This window comes from Pseudomonas sp. FW305-70, from assembly GCF_058783925.1.
Window position 1 is genome coordinate 1 of record NZ_JBYSYZ010000070.1, and the last position, 13653, is coordinate 13653.

Annotated in this window: 13 protein-coding genes and 1 pseudogene; 8 read left to right on the forward strand and 6 right to left on the reverse strand. The window is 58.9% G+C overall.

The features are described from left to right. Positions 1-459 precede the first annotated feature (459 nt). A complete protein-coding gene (locus AC3WN7_RS27850) occupies positions 460-621 on the forward strand; it encodes a DUF2986 domain-containing protein (protein WP_095966060.1) in 162 nt (53 codons plus the stop codon). 53 nt (positions 622-674) lie between these two features. Here the strand turns inward: AC3WN7_RS27850 and AC3WN7_RS27855 are convergent, their stop codons facing one another. Continuing rightward, a complete protein-coding gene (locus AC3WN7_RS27855; protein WP_102675787.1) occupies positions 675-1997 on the reverse strand; it encodes a DUF1329 domain-containing protein in 1323 nt (440 codons plus the stop codon). A gap of 331 nt (positions 1998-2328) precedes the next feature. On the opposite strand from AC3WN7_RS27855, the gene AC3WN7_RS27860 reads away from it, so the two are divergent. From AC3WN7_RS27860 to AC3WN7_RS27875, 4 genes are all read left to right on the forward strand, one after another. Beyond that, positions 2329-2574, forward strand: coding sequence for a hypothetical protein (locus tag AC3WN7_RS27860; protein ID WP_095966214.1), 246 nt, complete (start codon positions 2329-2331; stop codon positions 2572-2574). Positions 2575-2836: 262 nt separating this feature from the next. Next, entirely contained in the window at positions 2837-5773 is a 2937-nt protein-coding gene (locus AC3WN7_RS27865; protein ID WP_102675786.1) for a sensor domain-containing phosphodiesterase, read from the forward strand. A gap of 21 nt (positions 5774-5794) precedes the next feature. Beyond that, a complete protein-coding gene (locus AC3WN7_RS27870; protein ID WP_102675785.1) occupies positions 5795-6226 on the forward strand; it encodes a GFA family protein in 432 nt (143 codons plus the stop codon). Between the two features lie 43 nt (positions 6227-6269). Next, positions 6270-6848 carry an eCIS core domain-containing protein gene (locus AC3WN7_RS27875; RefSeq protein ID WP_102675784.1) on the forward strand — a complete coding sequence of 193 codons (579 nt, stop codon included), beginning with the start codon at positions 6270-6272 and terminating at the stop codon, positions 6846-6848. Between the two features lie 108 nt (positions 6849-6956). Here the strand turns inward: AC3WN7_RS27875 and AC3WN7_RS27880 are convergent, their stop codons facing one another. After that, positions 6957-8240, reverse strand: coding sequence for an MFS transporter (locus AC3WN7_RS27880; protein WP_102675783.1), 1284 nt, complete (start codon positions 8238-8240; stop codon positions 6957-6959). Between the two features lie 153 nt (positions 8241-8393). On the opposite strand from AC3WN7_RS27880, the gene AC3WN7_RS27885 reads away from it, so the two are divergent. After that, positions 8394-8852 carry a winged helix-turn-helix transcriptional regulator gene (locus tag AC3WN7_RS27885; protein ID WP_102675782.1) on the forward strand — a complete coding sequence of 153 codons (459 nt, stop codon included), beginning with the start codon at positions 8394-8396 and terminating at the stop codon, positions 8850-8852. Between the two features lie 108 nt (positions 8853-8960). On the opposite strand, the gene AC3WN7_RS27890 is transcribed toward AC3WN7_RS27885, so the two are convergent. The 3 genes from AC3WN7_RS27890 to AC3WN7_RS27900 all read right to left on the reverse strand — a co-directional run bounded on the left by AC3WN7_RS27890 (position 8961) and on the right by AC3WN7_RS27900 (position 10715). Then, positions 8961-9419 (reverse strand): metallophosphoesterase family protein, encoded by a 459-nt coding sequence (locus tag AC3WN7_RS27890; protein WP_095966067.1) that lies wholly within the window; start codon positions 9417-9419, stop codon positions 8961-8963. 58 nt (positions 9420-9477) lie between these two features. Next, positions 9478-9933: a glycine zipper 2TM domain-containing protein gene (locus AC3WN7_RS27895; RefSeq protein ID WP_095966068.1), complete on the reverse strand. Its 456-nt coding sequence runs from the start codon at positions 9931-9933 to the stop codon at positions 9478-9480. An 83-nt stretch (positions 9934-10016) separates the two neighbouring features. Beyond that, complete coding sequence (locus tag AC3WN7_RS27900) at positions 10017-10715, reverse strand: potassium channel family protein (protein WP_095966069.1); 699 nt, start codon at positions 10713-10715, stop codon at positions 10017-10019. A gap of 235 nt (positions 10716-10950) precedes the next feature. Here AC3WN7_RS27900 and AC3WN7_RS27905 point away from each other — a divergent pair, with 235 nt between their 5' ends. After that, on the forward strand, positions 10951-11724 hold the full coding sequence (locus AC3WN7_RS27905; protein ID WP_102675781.1) for a ParA family protein: 774 nt from the start codon (positions 10951-10953) through the stop codon (positions 11722-11724). Positions 11725-11781: 57 nt separating this feature from the next. Here the strand turns inward: AC3WN7_RS27905 and AC3WN7_RS27910 are convergent, their stop codons facing one another. After that, positions 11782-12954, reverse strand: coding sequence for an acetyltransferase domain-containing protein (locus AC3WN7_RS27910; protein ID WP_102675780.1), 1173 nt, complete (start codon positions 12952-12954; stop codon positions 11782-11784). A 126-nt stretch (positions 12955-13080) separates the two neighbouring features. On the opposite strand from AC3WN7_RS27910, the pseudogene AC3WN7_RS27915 reads away from it, so the two are divergent. After that, a pseudogene (locus AC3WN7_RS27915) lies at positions 13081-13311 on the forward strand (LLM class flavin-dependent oxidoreductase); the annotation flags it as partial. Between the last annotated feature and the right edge of the window lie 342 nt (positions 13312-13653).

A 13653-nucleotide genomic window follows, 5' to 3' on the forward strand; every position in this document is an offset into this window, starting at 1 on the left:
GGGGGGCGGCCGGCGGGTTGGTATACGCCGAGGGGTCCGTCGGTGGTGGCGGGCCGAAATCATCCAGTGGTGCGGCGTCTGCCGTGGCCAGGGTAAAGAACATCGCACAAGGCAGGCTTGTTTTGCGCAGCAAGTAGAAGGAATTGCCTGGTTGAGTCGTGCGTTTCATGTTTCACCCCTCGCGTGATGTCCCGTCGTCTCCCTGTCCGGGACGACTGCTGTTATGGGCACAAGTGGGGGACGTGCAACTAATGAGCCATCACCCGGAAAAAGAAAAAATCCAGGTAAATGAACAAGTTGTTGTCTGGGGGGCCGGCAGCAGAAGGGGGGGATATTCCTCCAAAATGGTGGTGATTACCCGGAAGGGTGGGTGAAGTACCCCAGTTATGGGGAATGTGGCAGCGCGGCTTGAATGTTTAAGCTGATATCATTCAAGAAATACCGGTTGAGCAGAAAAACATGAATCGTCGCAAGAAAATAAAGCAGCTGCTGAAGGCTCACGCGAAAAAGGCCAGTGCCAAACTGGCACCGCAAAACAAGGATAAGTACATCAGCAAGGCTGACCGGTTGAAGCTGGCTGCCGAATCCGCTCAAGACCCGGTTGTTGCCTGCGACAGCTGATCCCGGCAGAGCCAGCCCCCTTTTTCGAATCAGGGGGCCTTGTCACCACCCACTCAGCGAATACCGGCACCCGCCATGGACTCCGGCACCCACTGTGCCGTCGATAGTGGCTCGATGTAGCGGATGCCGCCATGAGGGCCGACCACGCCATTGATGTTGTAGGTGCCTTTCGACAGGTCGTACGTCATGAAGGGCGTGGCATCCGGGACTTGCTGGTCATAGCTCTGGCTGAAGAAAGCGAAGGAGCCACGATACAGCTGGCCACGGGTGTCGTACTGGTCGGAGGCCACCGCGGCCCAGGTATCTTCATCCAGGTAAAAGCGGCGCTTGTGGTAGATGTGCTTTGCACCGGGCTTGAGATTGCCCTCCACGACGTAGACCCGATGTTTTTCCCAGCGAACGAAATCCGGGGCAATGAAATTCGGCGTGGTCAGGGATTTGGCGTCGCGAGCGTAGGTGAGCTTGTAGGTGTTGTAGGGCACGATCATTTCCTGCTTGCCGACCAGCGTCCAGTCATACAGCTCAAGCGCACGGGCAGTACCGGGGTTAGGGGTGTCGTAGGCCAGGATCGAAATCTGTTTGACCCGGCGCTGGGCCGGCATGTATTGCCAGGCGCGGCCGGGAAACTCCGTTGCATTGGTGGCGTTCTTGAGCATGATCGACTCGCCGGCTCGGCGCGCAGGCCCGGTATAGGACAATTTCAACTGATAATAAATGTCCGAGCTGTTGAACGGCTTGGACATGTTCTCGTAGATCGGGAAGGAGACGAATGCCTCGCCGGTGACCGCAAGGCTCGGTACGCCGGCTGTGTCGACCGTCCAGGAGTCGTACTTGGAATGGATGTTGACGCCCTGGTAGCGCAGCAGGAAGTTCCACATCGCTTCGGCACCTGATTGCGGGATCGGGAACGGCACCCCGGGCATCACATTGTCGATGGCGATCCCGCCGTTGAGGGACCTGGCATGGGTGGCATTGCGGCGGCTGTTGTCCAGTACTGCCTGGGGCAGCGAAGCCGTGCGGTGGGTCGGATACACGTCGATGCGAAAGCCGGGGTAGCGCCTGGCCAATGCTACGGTCGTGGCGGTGAGCATGCCTTTGTACGAATCGACGTTCTTGCCGTTGATCACCAGCTGCGGTTTTTCGCCCGCAAAGGGGTCCGGGCGCATGCTGTCGCCGGACTTGTAGCCGGGCGGGGCAGTGGTCAGGCCGCCGTTGTAGGGCGGAATGGAGCCATCGGCATTACCGGCTTTTTCGGCTCCCACCCACGTCAGACTGCTGCCCAGCCGGGCGGCTTCCTGGCTCGAGACATAGGCCTGGGCATCGATGGCCAGCGCCATGAGGGGTACGGCAGCCAGAAGAGTTTTCACGAATTTCATATTGTTGTTCTCCTGCCTGGTGTTCCAGGCAACTCGTGACTCCGGCGCAGCCGTCGCTTACGTCGACTCGTCGCCAGAGACCTTTTCAGTACTGCCATTAGATAACCCCCGTGTCAGGGGCGCTTTTCATTCGACGACAGCCCCTTGGCTATTGATGACAGGCCCGGTTGGTCCCGGCGCGCATTCGATGGCGTGATCGCTGGGAGTGACCATCTCTTGTTTGTATTTCCCAACGGAATCATTGAGTTACCCAATGGTCATAGCCAAGGCTCCGGATGAACGTCTCGAGCAGCCGTGACCCTTCCATAATCCCGACATTCAGGACGTTTTCATGAATCGCGCAGCAATCTTGATCTTGGCCATTTCCAGCGCCGTGTTGTTGGGAGGCTGCGGCCCGCATTGGGATGACGGAGAACGGTACGGGCGATATCACGATCATGATCATCGACGTGGTGACGACTGGAGAGGGAACGATGATCGAGGTTATGACCGTGACTATGATCGTCGTGGCTATGATCGTAGCGACTATGATCGCGATCACCGTCGCTACCGTGATCGCGATGACAATGACGACTGACAGGTTCAACGCCATTGAAAAGCAGGGTGTTATGGGGCGCTGCAGTTAAACCTGGCCCACCGCAGAACCTGTGCCCGATGGCTCAGACATTCCATGGACAGCAATACGCAGCGAATAATTTGCAGCCCGTCTCATACCTGGCACTAAAGTGAACAAATCATTGAAAAAAACCGCTATAAGCTTTACATAAATGTGAAACTAGATGGCACATTGCTAGCAATCAGTCAGTGAGTTTCGGCAGTATTTGGCTCAGGGAGCCCTGATGAGTTTTCGTACATTGACCGACTCCCGGCGGCATTCGAGCCATTGCGAAGTGGCCGCGCTCCAACCCATGGTGAATCCTGATGCTGTCGGCATGGCTTACGCCGGCAACGACGACTCGATCGAACACGTGCTGGACTCAGCGCGCCACTGGGCCCACAGCACTGCCTGGGTGTTCTACCGCGCCGGCGAACAAATGCATTGGGTCGGGCAAGGCGACCCGCAGGCGCAATGGCCTTCGAGCATTGCCAATGAGGCGTTTGAAGCCTTTTGCCGGACTTCGAACCTGCATCGTTGGCCGACCGGCAGAGGCGAAAGTGAGCTGGGTTGGCTGCTCGCACCCGTCAATGAAGCTGCTGAACCTGCGTTCGCGGACTTTGCCCGGCGCCTGGGCATCGAGCTACAGACCAATACCCTGGCCCGTGCGCAGATCACCCAGCGTGTGCTGTATGAAATTACCTATCTGGCCAGTTCGACCCGTGACCGTTCTGTGTTCCTGGTGGGGGTTCACCGTCTGCTGGCCAGCCTGATCGACGCCGAGAACTTCTATCTCGCGCTGTATAACCCGCACACTGGCAAGATCGATTACCCGTATTACGTCGACATCATCGACGTCGATGCCCTGGAATCGGAAAACCATGAATACCTGGACACTTCGCGCCTGTCGTTGACCGGGCAGGTGTTGACCACTGGCCAGCCATTGCTGATCGACGCCGCCGGCATTCTCGCGGCCCAGGCACAAAACCGTTTCCACTGCGTGGGTGACCGTCCCGAGTTCTGGATGGGCGCACCGTTGAAAAATGCCTCGGACGACGTGTTTGGCATGCTGGCGATGCAGGTCTACGACGTTTCGCGTGTCTATAGCGCTGAAGACCGCGCGTTGTTTCTGGTGGTCGCCCGTCACGTGGCCATGGCGCTGGACCGGATCCTGCACCGGGAGGACCTGGAAGAAACGGTGATGCGTCGTACCCTGGAACTGTCCGCACTCAACGATGCATTGCGCCAGGAAGTGGCGGAAAGGGAACGCGCCGAACATCTGCAGAGCGCGCTGTTCCAGATTGCCGAACTGTCCAGCCAGCCCGGTGACATGGCCGAGCTGTTCAAGACCCTGCATGGCATCGTCGGTGATCTGCTGTTCGCGCAGAACTTCTATATTGCGCTGTTCGACGACGCCACCGGCGAAGTGACTTTTCCCTATTACGTGGATGAACGGAAGACGACCTGCCCGCCGGCACGGCGAGGGCGCAGAGGCCTGACCGAGTATGTGATCCGTCAGCGCCGACCTTGCCTGATCGACGTTGCCGAGGCCGAACGATTGCACGCGCAAGGTGAAATCGAAATTGCCCATGAGTCTGTGCGCTCTTACTCCTGGCTGGGCATTCCCTTGTTCGAAGACGACGCGGTGCGTGGCGTGCTGGCGGTGCAAAGCTATACCTCGCAGGTGCGCTATACCCCGCGTGATCAGGAACTGCTGACGTTCGTGTCGCGGCACATCGATACAGCGCTGTCGCGACGCACGGCCGCTGAAGCGATCCATGCCGCCAACCTCAAGCTCGAAGCGCGGGTGCAGAGCCGCACCCGCGAGCTCGATCACGCCAATGCCAAGTTGCAGCACGAAAACGCCCACGATGCGCTGACCGGGCTACCGAATCGCACCTACCTGCAACAGCGCCTCAATCTGGCCTGGTCGCGGTTCGGCAGCGAGGGCGGGCACCTGGCGGTGATGTTCATCGATCTGGACCGCTTCAAGATGGTCAACGACAGCTTCGGCCACCATTTTGGCGACCTGCTGTTGATGCAGGCGGCCCAGCGATTGCGCGGTTGTCTGCGCGAGACCGACATGCTGGCACGCCTGGGGGGCGATGAGTTTTCGGTACTGGCGCCCGAGGCCCCGCTGGATGTGATGATCGAAATCGCCGAACGGATCCTGGTGGCGTTCGACCTGCCGTTTTTCATCAACGGCCATGAGGTTTTTTCTTCCTGCAGCATCGGTATCGTCAGCGCCGACAGTCAGTTCCATCACGAGCCCGCCGACTTGCTGCGCGATGCCGATGCGGCGATGTACCGGGTCAAGAGTGCCGGGCGCGACAGCTACGCGGTGTTCAACCAGGAAGTGCGCCGTGAAGTCTCGGACCAGGTCGAGCGTGAAGGGGCCTTGCGCAACGCGCTCAAGCGTACTGACGAACTGCTGCCGTATTTCCAGCCGATCGTCAGCGTCGAAACCGGCGAGCTGCTGGCCCTGGAGGCGCTGATCCGTTGGCATCAGCCGGGCGGCCGGGTGATCGCGCCGGGCGAGTTTCTGCCGGATGTCGAAGGCTTGCGCCTGATCGGTCGACTGGACCTGTACATGCTGACCAGCATTGCCGCAATCCTCGCGCAGCCCGAGCACGCCAATTGGCCTGCGGTTCACGTCAACTGTTCCAGCTACAGCATGACGCGCCCCGACTTCGCCAGTGAGGTGCTGGAACTCTTGGCGCAGCACCAGGTGTCGCCGTCGCGGATCTGCCTGGAACTGACCGAAGGGGCGCTGGTCGCCGAGCCGGCGATCGCCCGACAGACCATGCAGCAACTGGCCGACAACGGCATGTCGGTGGTGCTCGATGACTTCGGCGCAGGGTTTTCTTCCCTGAGCTATGTGCATCAGTACCGTTTCAGCGGTTTGAAAATCGACAAGTCGTTCATCCTCGAGCTGACCAGCAGTTCCCGCAGTCGCGCGATCGTCCGGGCGATTGTGCGGATGGCCGAGTCGCTGGACCTGAGTGTGGTGGCCGAAGGCGTCGAAGATGAAGCGACGCTGGAGCTGCTGCGTGAAATGGGCGCAGGGCAGGCCCAGGGTTATCACCTTGCCAGGCCGATGGCGTTGAAGGCGCTGTTGGCGAGTGAACTGCTCGGCCGTCAGGGATCAAGCGGATATCATGGCGCAAGCCAATACGGATGAACATTTTCAAGGGAGAGACTCATGGCATCAGGGCAATGTCTTTGCGGGGCGGTACGCTTTTCCCTCGCGGTTGAACCACGATTTTTCTATCGCTGCCATTGCACGCTGTGCCGCAAGCAAACCGGGGTCGGCCATAATCTCGCCACACTGGTCAACGCTCGCGACTTTCGATGGGAAGACGGGCAAGAGGCGATCACCGGTTGGCGCAAATCCACCGGGTACAGAAATGATTTTTGCTCGCGATGTGGCTCGACCGTGCCTAATGTTCTTCGCGAAACACCTTATTTCTGGATTCCGCTCGGACTGCTCGATGCCGGGCTGAGCATGGAGTGCATTGGAGATTTCTGCACTGATGACGCGATGCCATGGGATGAACAACGCTCGGAAAAAAGCCATTGCGCAGCCCCGCAATCACTGGGGTTTCTGCTGCATGAACTCCAGGTCAATGCCTGACCCGGAACCGGTTCACCACAGTCCGCTGCATGGAGTGCGCCGAATGCTGCCCATCACCACGCCCCTGGTGGCGCTGTTTGTGCTTTGCCTGGCGCTTGACGTGCCGGCCCAGACCAGCGACTGCCCGGCTGGCGAGAGACAGGTGTGCCTGGACGGCTGCATCTGCCTGCCGGACGTGGTACCCGAGGACGTTTACCAGATCGCGACGCCGGCCCTGGCGCTGTGGCTGACCCAGGCCCGCGATGAAGCCGCCACCGCCGGTACCCAACCCATTCCTGCGCACATCCGTGAGCAACTGCTGCCCTGGTACGATCCCGGCGTCCTCGATGCCGCGCGCTACAAAATCAGCGACAACGGCCAATTCAGCGCCGCCACAGCCATGCTGCAGAACCCCGATGTCGGCGCCGTGACGCTGATCGACATCATCCTCTTTCGCGACCCCCAAGCCGCAGAAACGGACGTCGCGCTCTGGGCTCACGAGCTCAAGCATGTGCAGCAATATCAGGAATGGGGTGTGCAGGGATTTGCCCAGCGCTATACCCATGACTTCAATGCCGTGGAGGCACCGGCTTATGCCATACAGGCCGAGGTCAGGCGGGCGGTGCGCAAAGGGGCTGACTGAAGCCGTCCCGGCTCAGCCCCCGTTTGGTGCAGACGATAAATCTGATCACCGAGAAATTCACGCCCCCCATGGCCGCAATCGAAATGGCGAGCAAGAGGTGCCGGGTTTTCATGCTGATTTTCCTTGATCGATCGTTGAGGAATGACAGCTGACCAACCACAGCACCAGGGCTGTCACACTGATCGAGGCACCCAGCAGGCTGACGGCTGTCCAGCCCCATTGCGCATAAACCTGGGTCGCGGCCGCGGCGCCCAGTGCGCTGCCCACCGAGTAAAAGCACATGTAGGCGCCCACCATGCGGCTTTGGGCATCCGGTCGTGCGGCAAAAATGAAGCTCTGGTTGGTCACGTGTACGGCTTGCACCGCGAAGTCGAGCAGGACCACTGCGCACACCAGCGCGATCAGTGATGTCTGCGCGAACGCGATGGGCAACCAGGACAGCGTCAGGATCACCAGCGAAAGGCCGGTCACGCGTTGCCCCAGCCCCTCGTCGGCCCAGCGACCGGCGCTTCTGGCAGCAAGAGCACCGGCGACGCCGGCCAGGCCGAACAGGCCGATGGCTGTGTGCGACAGCGACAGCGGAGGCGCGCTCAATGGCAGCACCATGGATGTCCACAACACCGAAAACGCGGCAAAGATCAGCAAGGCCAGCAAGCCCCGGATGCGCAAGACCGGTTCGGTCATGAACAGCCTGAACATCGAACGGATGAGTGCCGGGTAGGTGTTTCGGTTGCGTGGAGACACTGTGGCGGGAAGCACTTTCCAGAACACCGCCGCGAGGGCCAGCATCAAGCCCGACGAAACGAAATACACGGCGCGCCAGCCGGCCAGGTCGGCGATCAGCCCAGAGGTAAACCGCGCCAGGAGAATGCCCAGGACAATGCCGCTGGTGACGGTGCCCACGGCCTGGCCCCGTTGTGACGGTGTTGCCAGCACGGCGGCATAGGCCACCAGCACTTGAACCATCACCGCCAGCAATCCCACGATGACCATGGCGCCCAACAGGGTCAGCCATTGCTGCGCTGCACCGACCCCCGCCAGTGCAATCGCAGACAGCAGTACTTGCGTCAGGATCAACCCCTTGCGGTTGAGCAAGTCACCCAGTGGGACGATGAACAGCAACCCCAGCGCGTAACCGACCTGGGTAGCCGTCACCACGACCCCGATCATCGATGAGGCAACCCCCAGGCTCTGCGCCATTGAGTCGAGCAGGGGTTGAGCGAAATACACGTTGGCGACCGCAAGCGCGCAGGTGACGGAAAACAACAGCGTAAGTGACGGAGAAAGCCCGGCAGAGCTGTCTGCGCGGGCACTTTCTCCATTATCCGTAGAGGGCAGGCCCGGAGCCTGTGTGGCGAAAGGGCAGGTGGCTGAATCGGCATCGGCTGTCACATGAGCCTCCGTGGCGCTAAACTGGTTTTAATTTAAAACCTGATTGCATTGTTATCGAATCAGGTTTTAAATTGCAACCACTTTGCTCGGGATTGCACGGCAGGCCCGGCAGGCCCGGCAGGCCCGGCAATCCTCATCCGGAAGGTCAATACGATGGTCGAAGACACTTCATCCCACAGCAGCGAATGCCCGGTAGCCAGAACACTGGAGGCCATTGGGGATCGATGGTCGCTGATGATCATCCGCGACGCATTCGACGGTATTCGCCGATTCAGCGAATTTCAAAAAAGCCTGGGGGTGGCCAAGAACATTCTGGCATCACGCTTGAAAACCCTGGTTGAGGTCGGTGTATTCGAGGTTCAACCCGCGTCAGACGGTAGTGCCTACAAGGAATACGTGCTTACGGAAAAAGGGCGGGCGATCTTTCCGGTGGTGGTCAGCATGCGGCAGTGGGGTGAACGTTACCTGTTCAAGCGCGAAGAGACGCGTTCTGTGCTGCTGGACAACGAGCGCGGCCAGACCCTGATGCCGATTGAAGTTCGCTCCTCAAGCGGTCAGAAGCTTGGGCCGTCCGACTGCCACAGGGTCAGGGTGGTTGCCGACGAGTCGTGAAACGATGGCCCATGCGTTCGAGGGGGCAGTCGTTGTTCAATTTTTGAATTGTTTTCGGCTTGGCGCTGTATGGCCCGCGCGGAGGTAGGGCGGTACCAGGCCGTTGAATCAGTCGAGCAGTGACACCAGCCGAGGTTCGATTGACTGTGCAGACAGGTCCAGCAGCGCGAGGGTGACCGGTAGCTTGAAGCGTCGACGCCCGGCGCTGCCCGGATTCAGGAACAGTCGTTCGCCGCGCCATTCGATGCCTGGTTTATGGGAGTGGCCGCAGATCACCAGGTCGATACGCTCATCTGGATGGATTGCAACGTCGGCGATGTCATGCACCAGCAGCACCTTCCAGCCGTTGAGGTCCAGGCGCAGACAGTCGGGCAGCTCGCGCGCCCAGGGCGCGTCCAGGTCATTGTTGCCACGCACCCCGTGCACCGGTGCAATGGCCGCCAATTGGTCGAGGATGTGTGCGCTGCCGATGTCGCCGGCGTGAATGATGCCATCGCAGCCCAGCAGGGCGGCGATGGCTTCGGGGCGAAGCAGGCCGTGGGTGTCGGAGATGACACCGACTTTCATTGCTGACGGTTCGAGCGGCATTCTGACGGGCCTGTCTGCTTCGCGATTGTTGCCGCCACTAACTTTGCGGCACTACCCGCGCATCGTTACCGCTGCCCTCGACATAAACGTTCAGGCCTTTTGTCAGCGCCGGATTGATTGGCTGGGTCACCTGAACCAGTACGCCGCTTTGGGTCCGGACGATGATCTGCTGAGCGTCTACGGGCTGATCATACTTTTTCTTTTCGACGTAATTGCCGCCAACCCCGCCGGCGAGGGCGCCGGCAACCATCGCCACATCCCGACCGGTTCCCTGGCCGACCAGGCTTCCCAAGGCTAAACCGCCAAGACCGCCCAATATGGCGCCGACGCCGCTATCGTGATTGGTCTGCATCTGGGTGAGTGTAATCTGCTCGATTTTCCCCGAACGAATCTGTGTCTCGCCAGCGCCTCCGCTCCCGGCGCCGACCGCGGCACAGCCGCCAAGCACCAGCCCAAGAAACGTAACCGACAGCCAGGAAGCGAAAGTTTTCATCGTCGAACTCCATTATCAGGGGAATAGATCATGCAAACGCTTCAATTCACGTTAGACGAAAAAGCCTGATGCATTCGGTTCTTTCACTTGGCCTGATTCGATGGATAAAGACCGGCAAACCGCGCAATCACGACACCCACGTAAAAAACGCCGGAAAATTCTTCGACCATCACCAGTGAACGGGCATGGTTGGTCAACGGGATAAAATCACCGTAACCGGTGGTTGTGAGTGTCGTGAAGCTGAAATAGATCAGCTTGAAGAACGTGCCGGGCTGTGTGAAGTCGAGGTGGCCAGGGCCGAATGAACCAGCGCTGGATACTTCGACCAGGGCATAAACGAAGGACCAGACGAAGGCCAGCATGATGTAACCCGCAAGCGCGCCATGCAGCTTGTCGGCAGAAATTGGCCCTCGCTTCAGAATATAGCGAAGCACTGCGCTAAACGAGACGGCAAGAGACGCCGTATAAGCTATCCCGGCAAGGCCAAGAATCGCGGTACTCCCAGCCAACAACGCCGCCCATTGAAGACCAACCCCAAGCAACGCCAGACCCAGCTTGAGGATGAAGCCCCGCCGAGTCTGCCTGGTGGCGAAAGCACCCACGAGCAGCACCATTGAAAACAGAATGCCAAGCAACGTACGAGCAAATAGACCTTCCTCGAGAAAGGGAAACAGCAGGATCAATCCCAGCAAGAGCAGCAATAGATAGGTGCAGGGACCTTTCCCTATAAGCATCTGAGCTAAACCCTCGTCGGAGTCGGGTTTATCTTGCGGATCTGTCATATCGGTTTCCCAAAGGGCCAAGTAGTGCTTCGGACCTGACGTCGCACGGTTGAAGTCAGACTTGGCTTCAGAATAGTCGGCAGTACGATTCAAGTCGTGAATGGGTGTGGAATGCTCTAGTCCGCGCCTTCAGGCAACCCCTGTCGTGAAACTGTAATAATGCAGTCATAGAATTGACATGAGTGATTACATTTATTACAGATGGCCTTTGGCCTTTCATGGATGAGCAAGCCTTATGCGTCGTGTCGTATTCAATCAAAAAGGCGGCGTTGGAAAATCCAGCATCGCCTGCAATCTTGCCGCTGTGAGTGCTGCCGAAGGGTACCGAACGCTGCTGGTTGATCTCGATCCCCAGGCAAACTCGACTCACTACCTCACGGGGCTGAGCAACGAGCGTATTCCTGCCGGCATAGCCGATTTCTTCAAACAGACGTTGTCCGGCGGCTTCGAAGGCAGGCGCAATCGGGTGTCCATCACCGAGACCCATTACAACAACCTCCACCTGGTGACGGCGAGTCCCGATCTGGCAGACCTGCAATCAAGACTCGAGAGCAAGTTCAAGATCAACAAGCTGCGCAAGTTGCTGGTTGAACTGTCCGAGGATTATGAGCGCATCTATATCGATACGCCGCCATCGCTGAACTTCTACACCTTCAGCGCTTTGGTGGCGGCGGACAGGTTGCTGATTCCATTCGATTGCGACAGTTTTTCTCGCCAGGCGATCTACCGGGTCATCGCTCAAGTCGAAGAACTGCGACTCGATCACAATGAGTCCCTTGAAGTGGAAGGGGTGGTGGTGAACCAGTTCACCGGGCACACCGGGTTACACCAGACTCTCGTCAATGAGCTGTTGGCCGAAGGCTTGCCAGTGCTGCCGATTTATCTCAGCAGTTCCGTCAAGATGCGCGAGTCTCACGAAGTGTCTGTTCCCATCGTGCATCTGGCCCCGCGCCACAGACTCTCGCTGGAGTACGCGGGCTTGCTGGATGCACTGGAGCGGGCGGCCTGACAGCGAGTCGCTGTCTACGCACTATTGCAAGCCGCCCGTTACGAACCTGTACTCTGATCAGAAGTATTTGAGCCAGGCGATATCACGACGACGAGCCTTCAATGCGGCAAACCAGCGCACAGGTAGATACAGCGTTATAGCCAGGAGTGCGGCCGTCAGCCACACCGCCCAGATGCTGGCGAAACCGAAGTAGTTGCCCTGATTCAAACCGAACAACGCCACATGGGTCAGATACAGCATTTTCAGCGCGTAAAGATGGAGCAGGTAGAAGAACATCGGTGCCGCGCCAAATACCGCCAAAGTACTGATCCACTTGCGTTGCCGAGCCCGCTCAAAGCCAAGCAGCAGCAACAGGCCCACCCCTAGCGTCAGCGAGAGGAACAGCAGGGAAGGCGGGTACTTTGTGATGTTGAAGAAACTCATGAGGGTGTGTGTGGTGCTTTCATGGAGCACCCAATGTGCCTCGCCATAACCGTTGACCAGGCGCAGTGCGATGAAACCGGTCAATGCGCTGGCCCCGGCCAGTAACAGATGGCGCTGACGCACGGTGGCCGAGGCCGGGCGTGCGAACCAGGGGCCGATGCAGTAACCCAGGGCGATGACACCGATCCACGGCAGCAGCGGATAGGAAGTGCGCAGGCGCAAGTTGTCGGAGAATTCGATCCAGCCGCGATCATGCAAGATTGCCCAGGGCAGGTGCATCGCTGATCCAGACGGGAAGTGCAGAGAATCGAGCAGGTTGTGCCCGGCGACGATGACCAGGCCCAGCACACACAGAAGTGGCCGGGGTAGCCAGACCAGTGCAGCGAGGGCCGTCATGCTGACGCCAATCGCCCAGATCACCTGCAGGTAGATCACATTGGGCGGGAACTGGAATGTCCAGGCGAAATTCACCAGGGTGAATTCCAGCAGAACAAGAAATAGACCACGCTTGAACAGGAACATCGACACCGCTTTCTTGCCCTGGTGCTTTTCGCCGTACAGATAAGCGGACAGTCCCGTGAGAAGAACGAACACCGGCGCACACAAATGGGCGAGGGTCCGGCTGAAAAACAGCGCCGGTTCGGTGCTGTCGATGACCATCGGGTCGGCTACCTGGCGGTGTAGAAAGAACGTCTCGCGCACGTGATCGAGCAGCATCAATATGATCACCAATCCCCTGAGGGCATCGATCGATAGCAGGCGTTGGCTTAGGCTCGTGGCGGGCGGAATCTGATTGAAGTTTGTCATCGAAAGTCGCAGGCAGGGAGGGTGGATAGCTCTGCCAGCAGCCACCGACAGATTATGTTTGGTTACTGTATAACATAATAGGGGTCTGCCCCGTGAGCGTTCCGCCATTGATTCGATACAGCCTGAAGCGAGCCACGTGGCCGTCAGCGTGATGATGTGAAGTCCCTGACAGTGCTGCGTATCGTCACCGCGAAAACCGGGATTGAGGCTCAGCGTAAGTACGACGAACTGCAAAGCAACTATCACTTGCAGGCGCAACTGGTCAGTTACGCGGGCGACACTGGCATTGATATCGGCCGTTATGCCGACAGTGAGGCGCTTTGCACCTACACCGAGGGCATGACCTCCTATGTGATGCATAACTTGCAGGCACTGGCTTGCCCGCGATGGTCGTTAACGATAACGCGTGTGAACTGGATGAACGCGGCGCACTGGAGTCCATCGCCAGCAGGCTGGCTCCTACAGTTTCCCAGCGTGGACGCGGTCCCTTGTGGGAGCTGGCTTGCCCGCGATGGTCGTTAACGATTACGCGGGTGATCTGGATGAACGCGGCGCACTGGAGTCCATCGCCAGCAGGCTGGCTCCTACAGTTTTTCAGCGTGGACGCGGTCCCTTGTGGGAGCTGGCTTGCCCGCGATGGTCGTTAACGATAACGCGTGTGAACTGGATGAACGCGGCGCACTGGAGTCCATCGCCAGC

What these genes read in the sequence shown, in the direction of transcription:
- AC3WN7_RS27865 (WP_102675786.1), top strand. Translation starts at nt 2,837, where the DNA reads ATGAGTTTTCGTACATTGACCGACTCCCGGCGGCATTCGAGCCATTGC.
- AC3WN7_RS27890 (WP_095966067.1), bottom strand. Translation starts at nt 9,419, where the DNA reads ATGAAAGTCGGTGTCATCTCCGACACCCACGGCCTGCTTCGCCCCGAA.
- AC3WN7_RS27855 (WP_102675787.1), bottom strand. Translation starts at nt 1,997, where the DNA reads ATGAAATTCGTGAAAACTCTTCTGGCTGCCGTACCCCTCATGGCGCTG.
- AC3WN7_RS27860 (WP_095966214.1), top strand. Translation starts at nt 2,329, where the DNA reads ATGAATCGCGCAGCAATCTTGATCTTGGCCATTTCCAGCGCCGTGTTG.
- AC3WN7_RS27895 (WP_095966068.1), bottom strand. Translation starts at nt 9,933, where the DNA reads ATGAAAACTTTCGCTTCCTGGCTGTCGGTTACGTTTCTTGGGCTGGTG.
- AC3WN7_RS27905 (WP_102675781.1), top strand. Translation starts at nt 10,951, where the DNA reads ATGCGTCGTGTCGTATTCAATCAAAAAGGCGGCGTTGGAAAATCCAGC.
- AC3WN7_RS27850 (WP_095966060.1), top strand. Translation starts at nt 460, where the DNA reads ATGAATCGTCGCAAGAAAATAAAGCAGCTGCTGAAGGCTCACGCGAAA.
- AC3WN7_RS27875 (WP_102675784.1), top strand. Translation starts at nt 6,270, where the DNA reads ATGCTGCCCATCACCACGCCCCTGGTGGCGCTGTTTGTGCTTTGCCTG.
- AC3WN7_RS27885 (WP_102675782.1), top strand. Translation starts at nt 8,394, where the DNA reads ATGGTCGAAGACACTTCATCCCACAGCAGCGAATGCCCGGTAGCCAGA.
- AC3WN7_RS27900 (WP_095966069.1), bottom strand. Translation starts at nt 10,715, where the DNA reads ATGACAGATCCGCAAGATAAACCCGACTCCGACGAGGGTTTAGCTCAG.
- AC3WN7_RS27910 (WP_102675780.1), bottom strand. Translation starts at nt 12,954, where the DNA reads ATGACAAACTTCAATCAGATTCCGCCCGCCACGAGCCTAAGCCAACGC.
- AC3WN7_RS27870 (WP_102675785.1), top strand. Translation starts at nt 5,795, where the DNA reads ATGGCATCAGGGCAATGTCTTTGCGGGGCGGTACGCTTTTCCCTCGCG.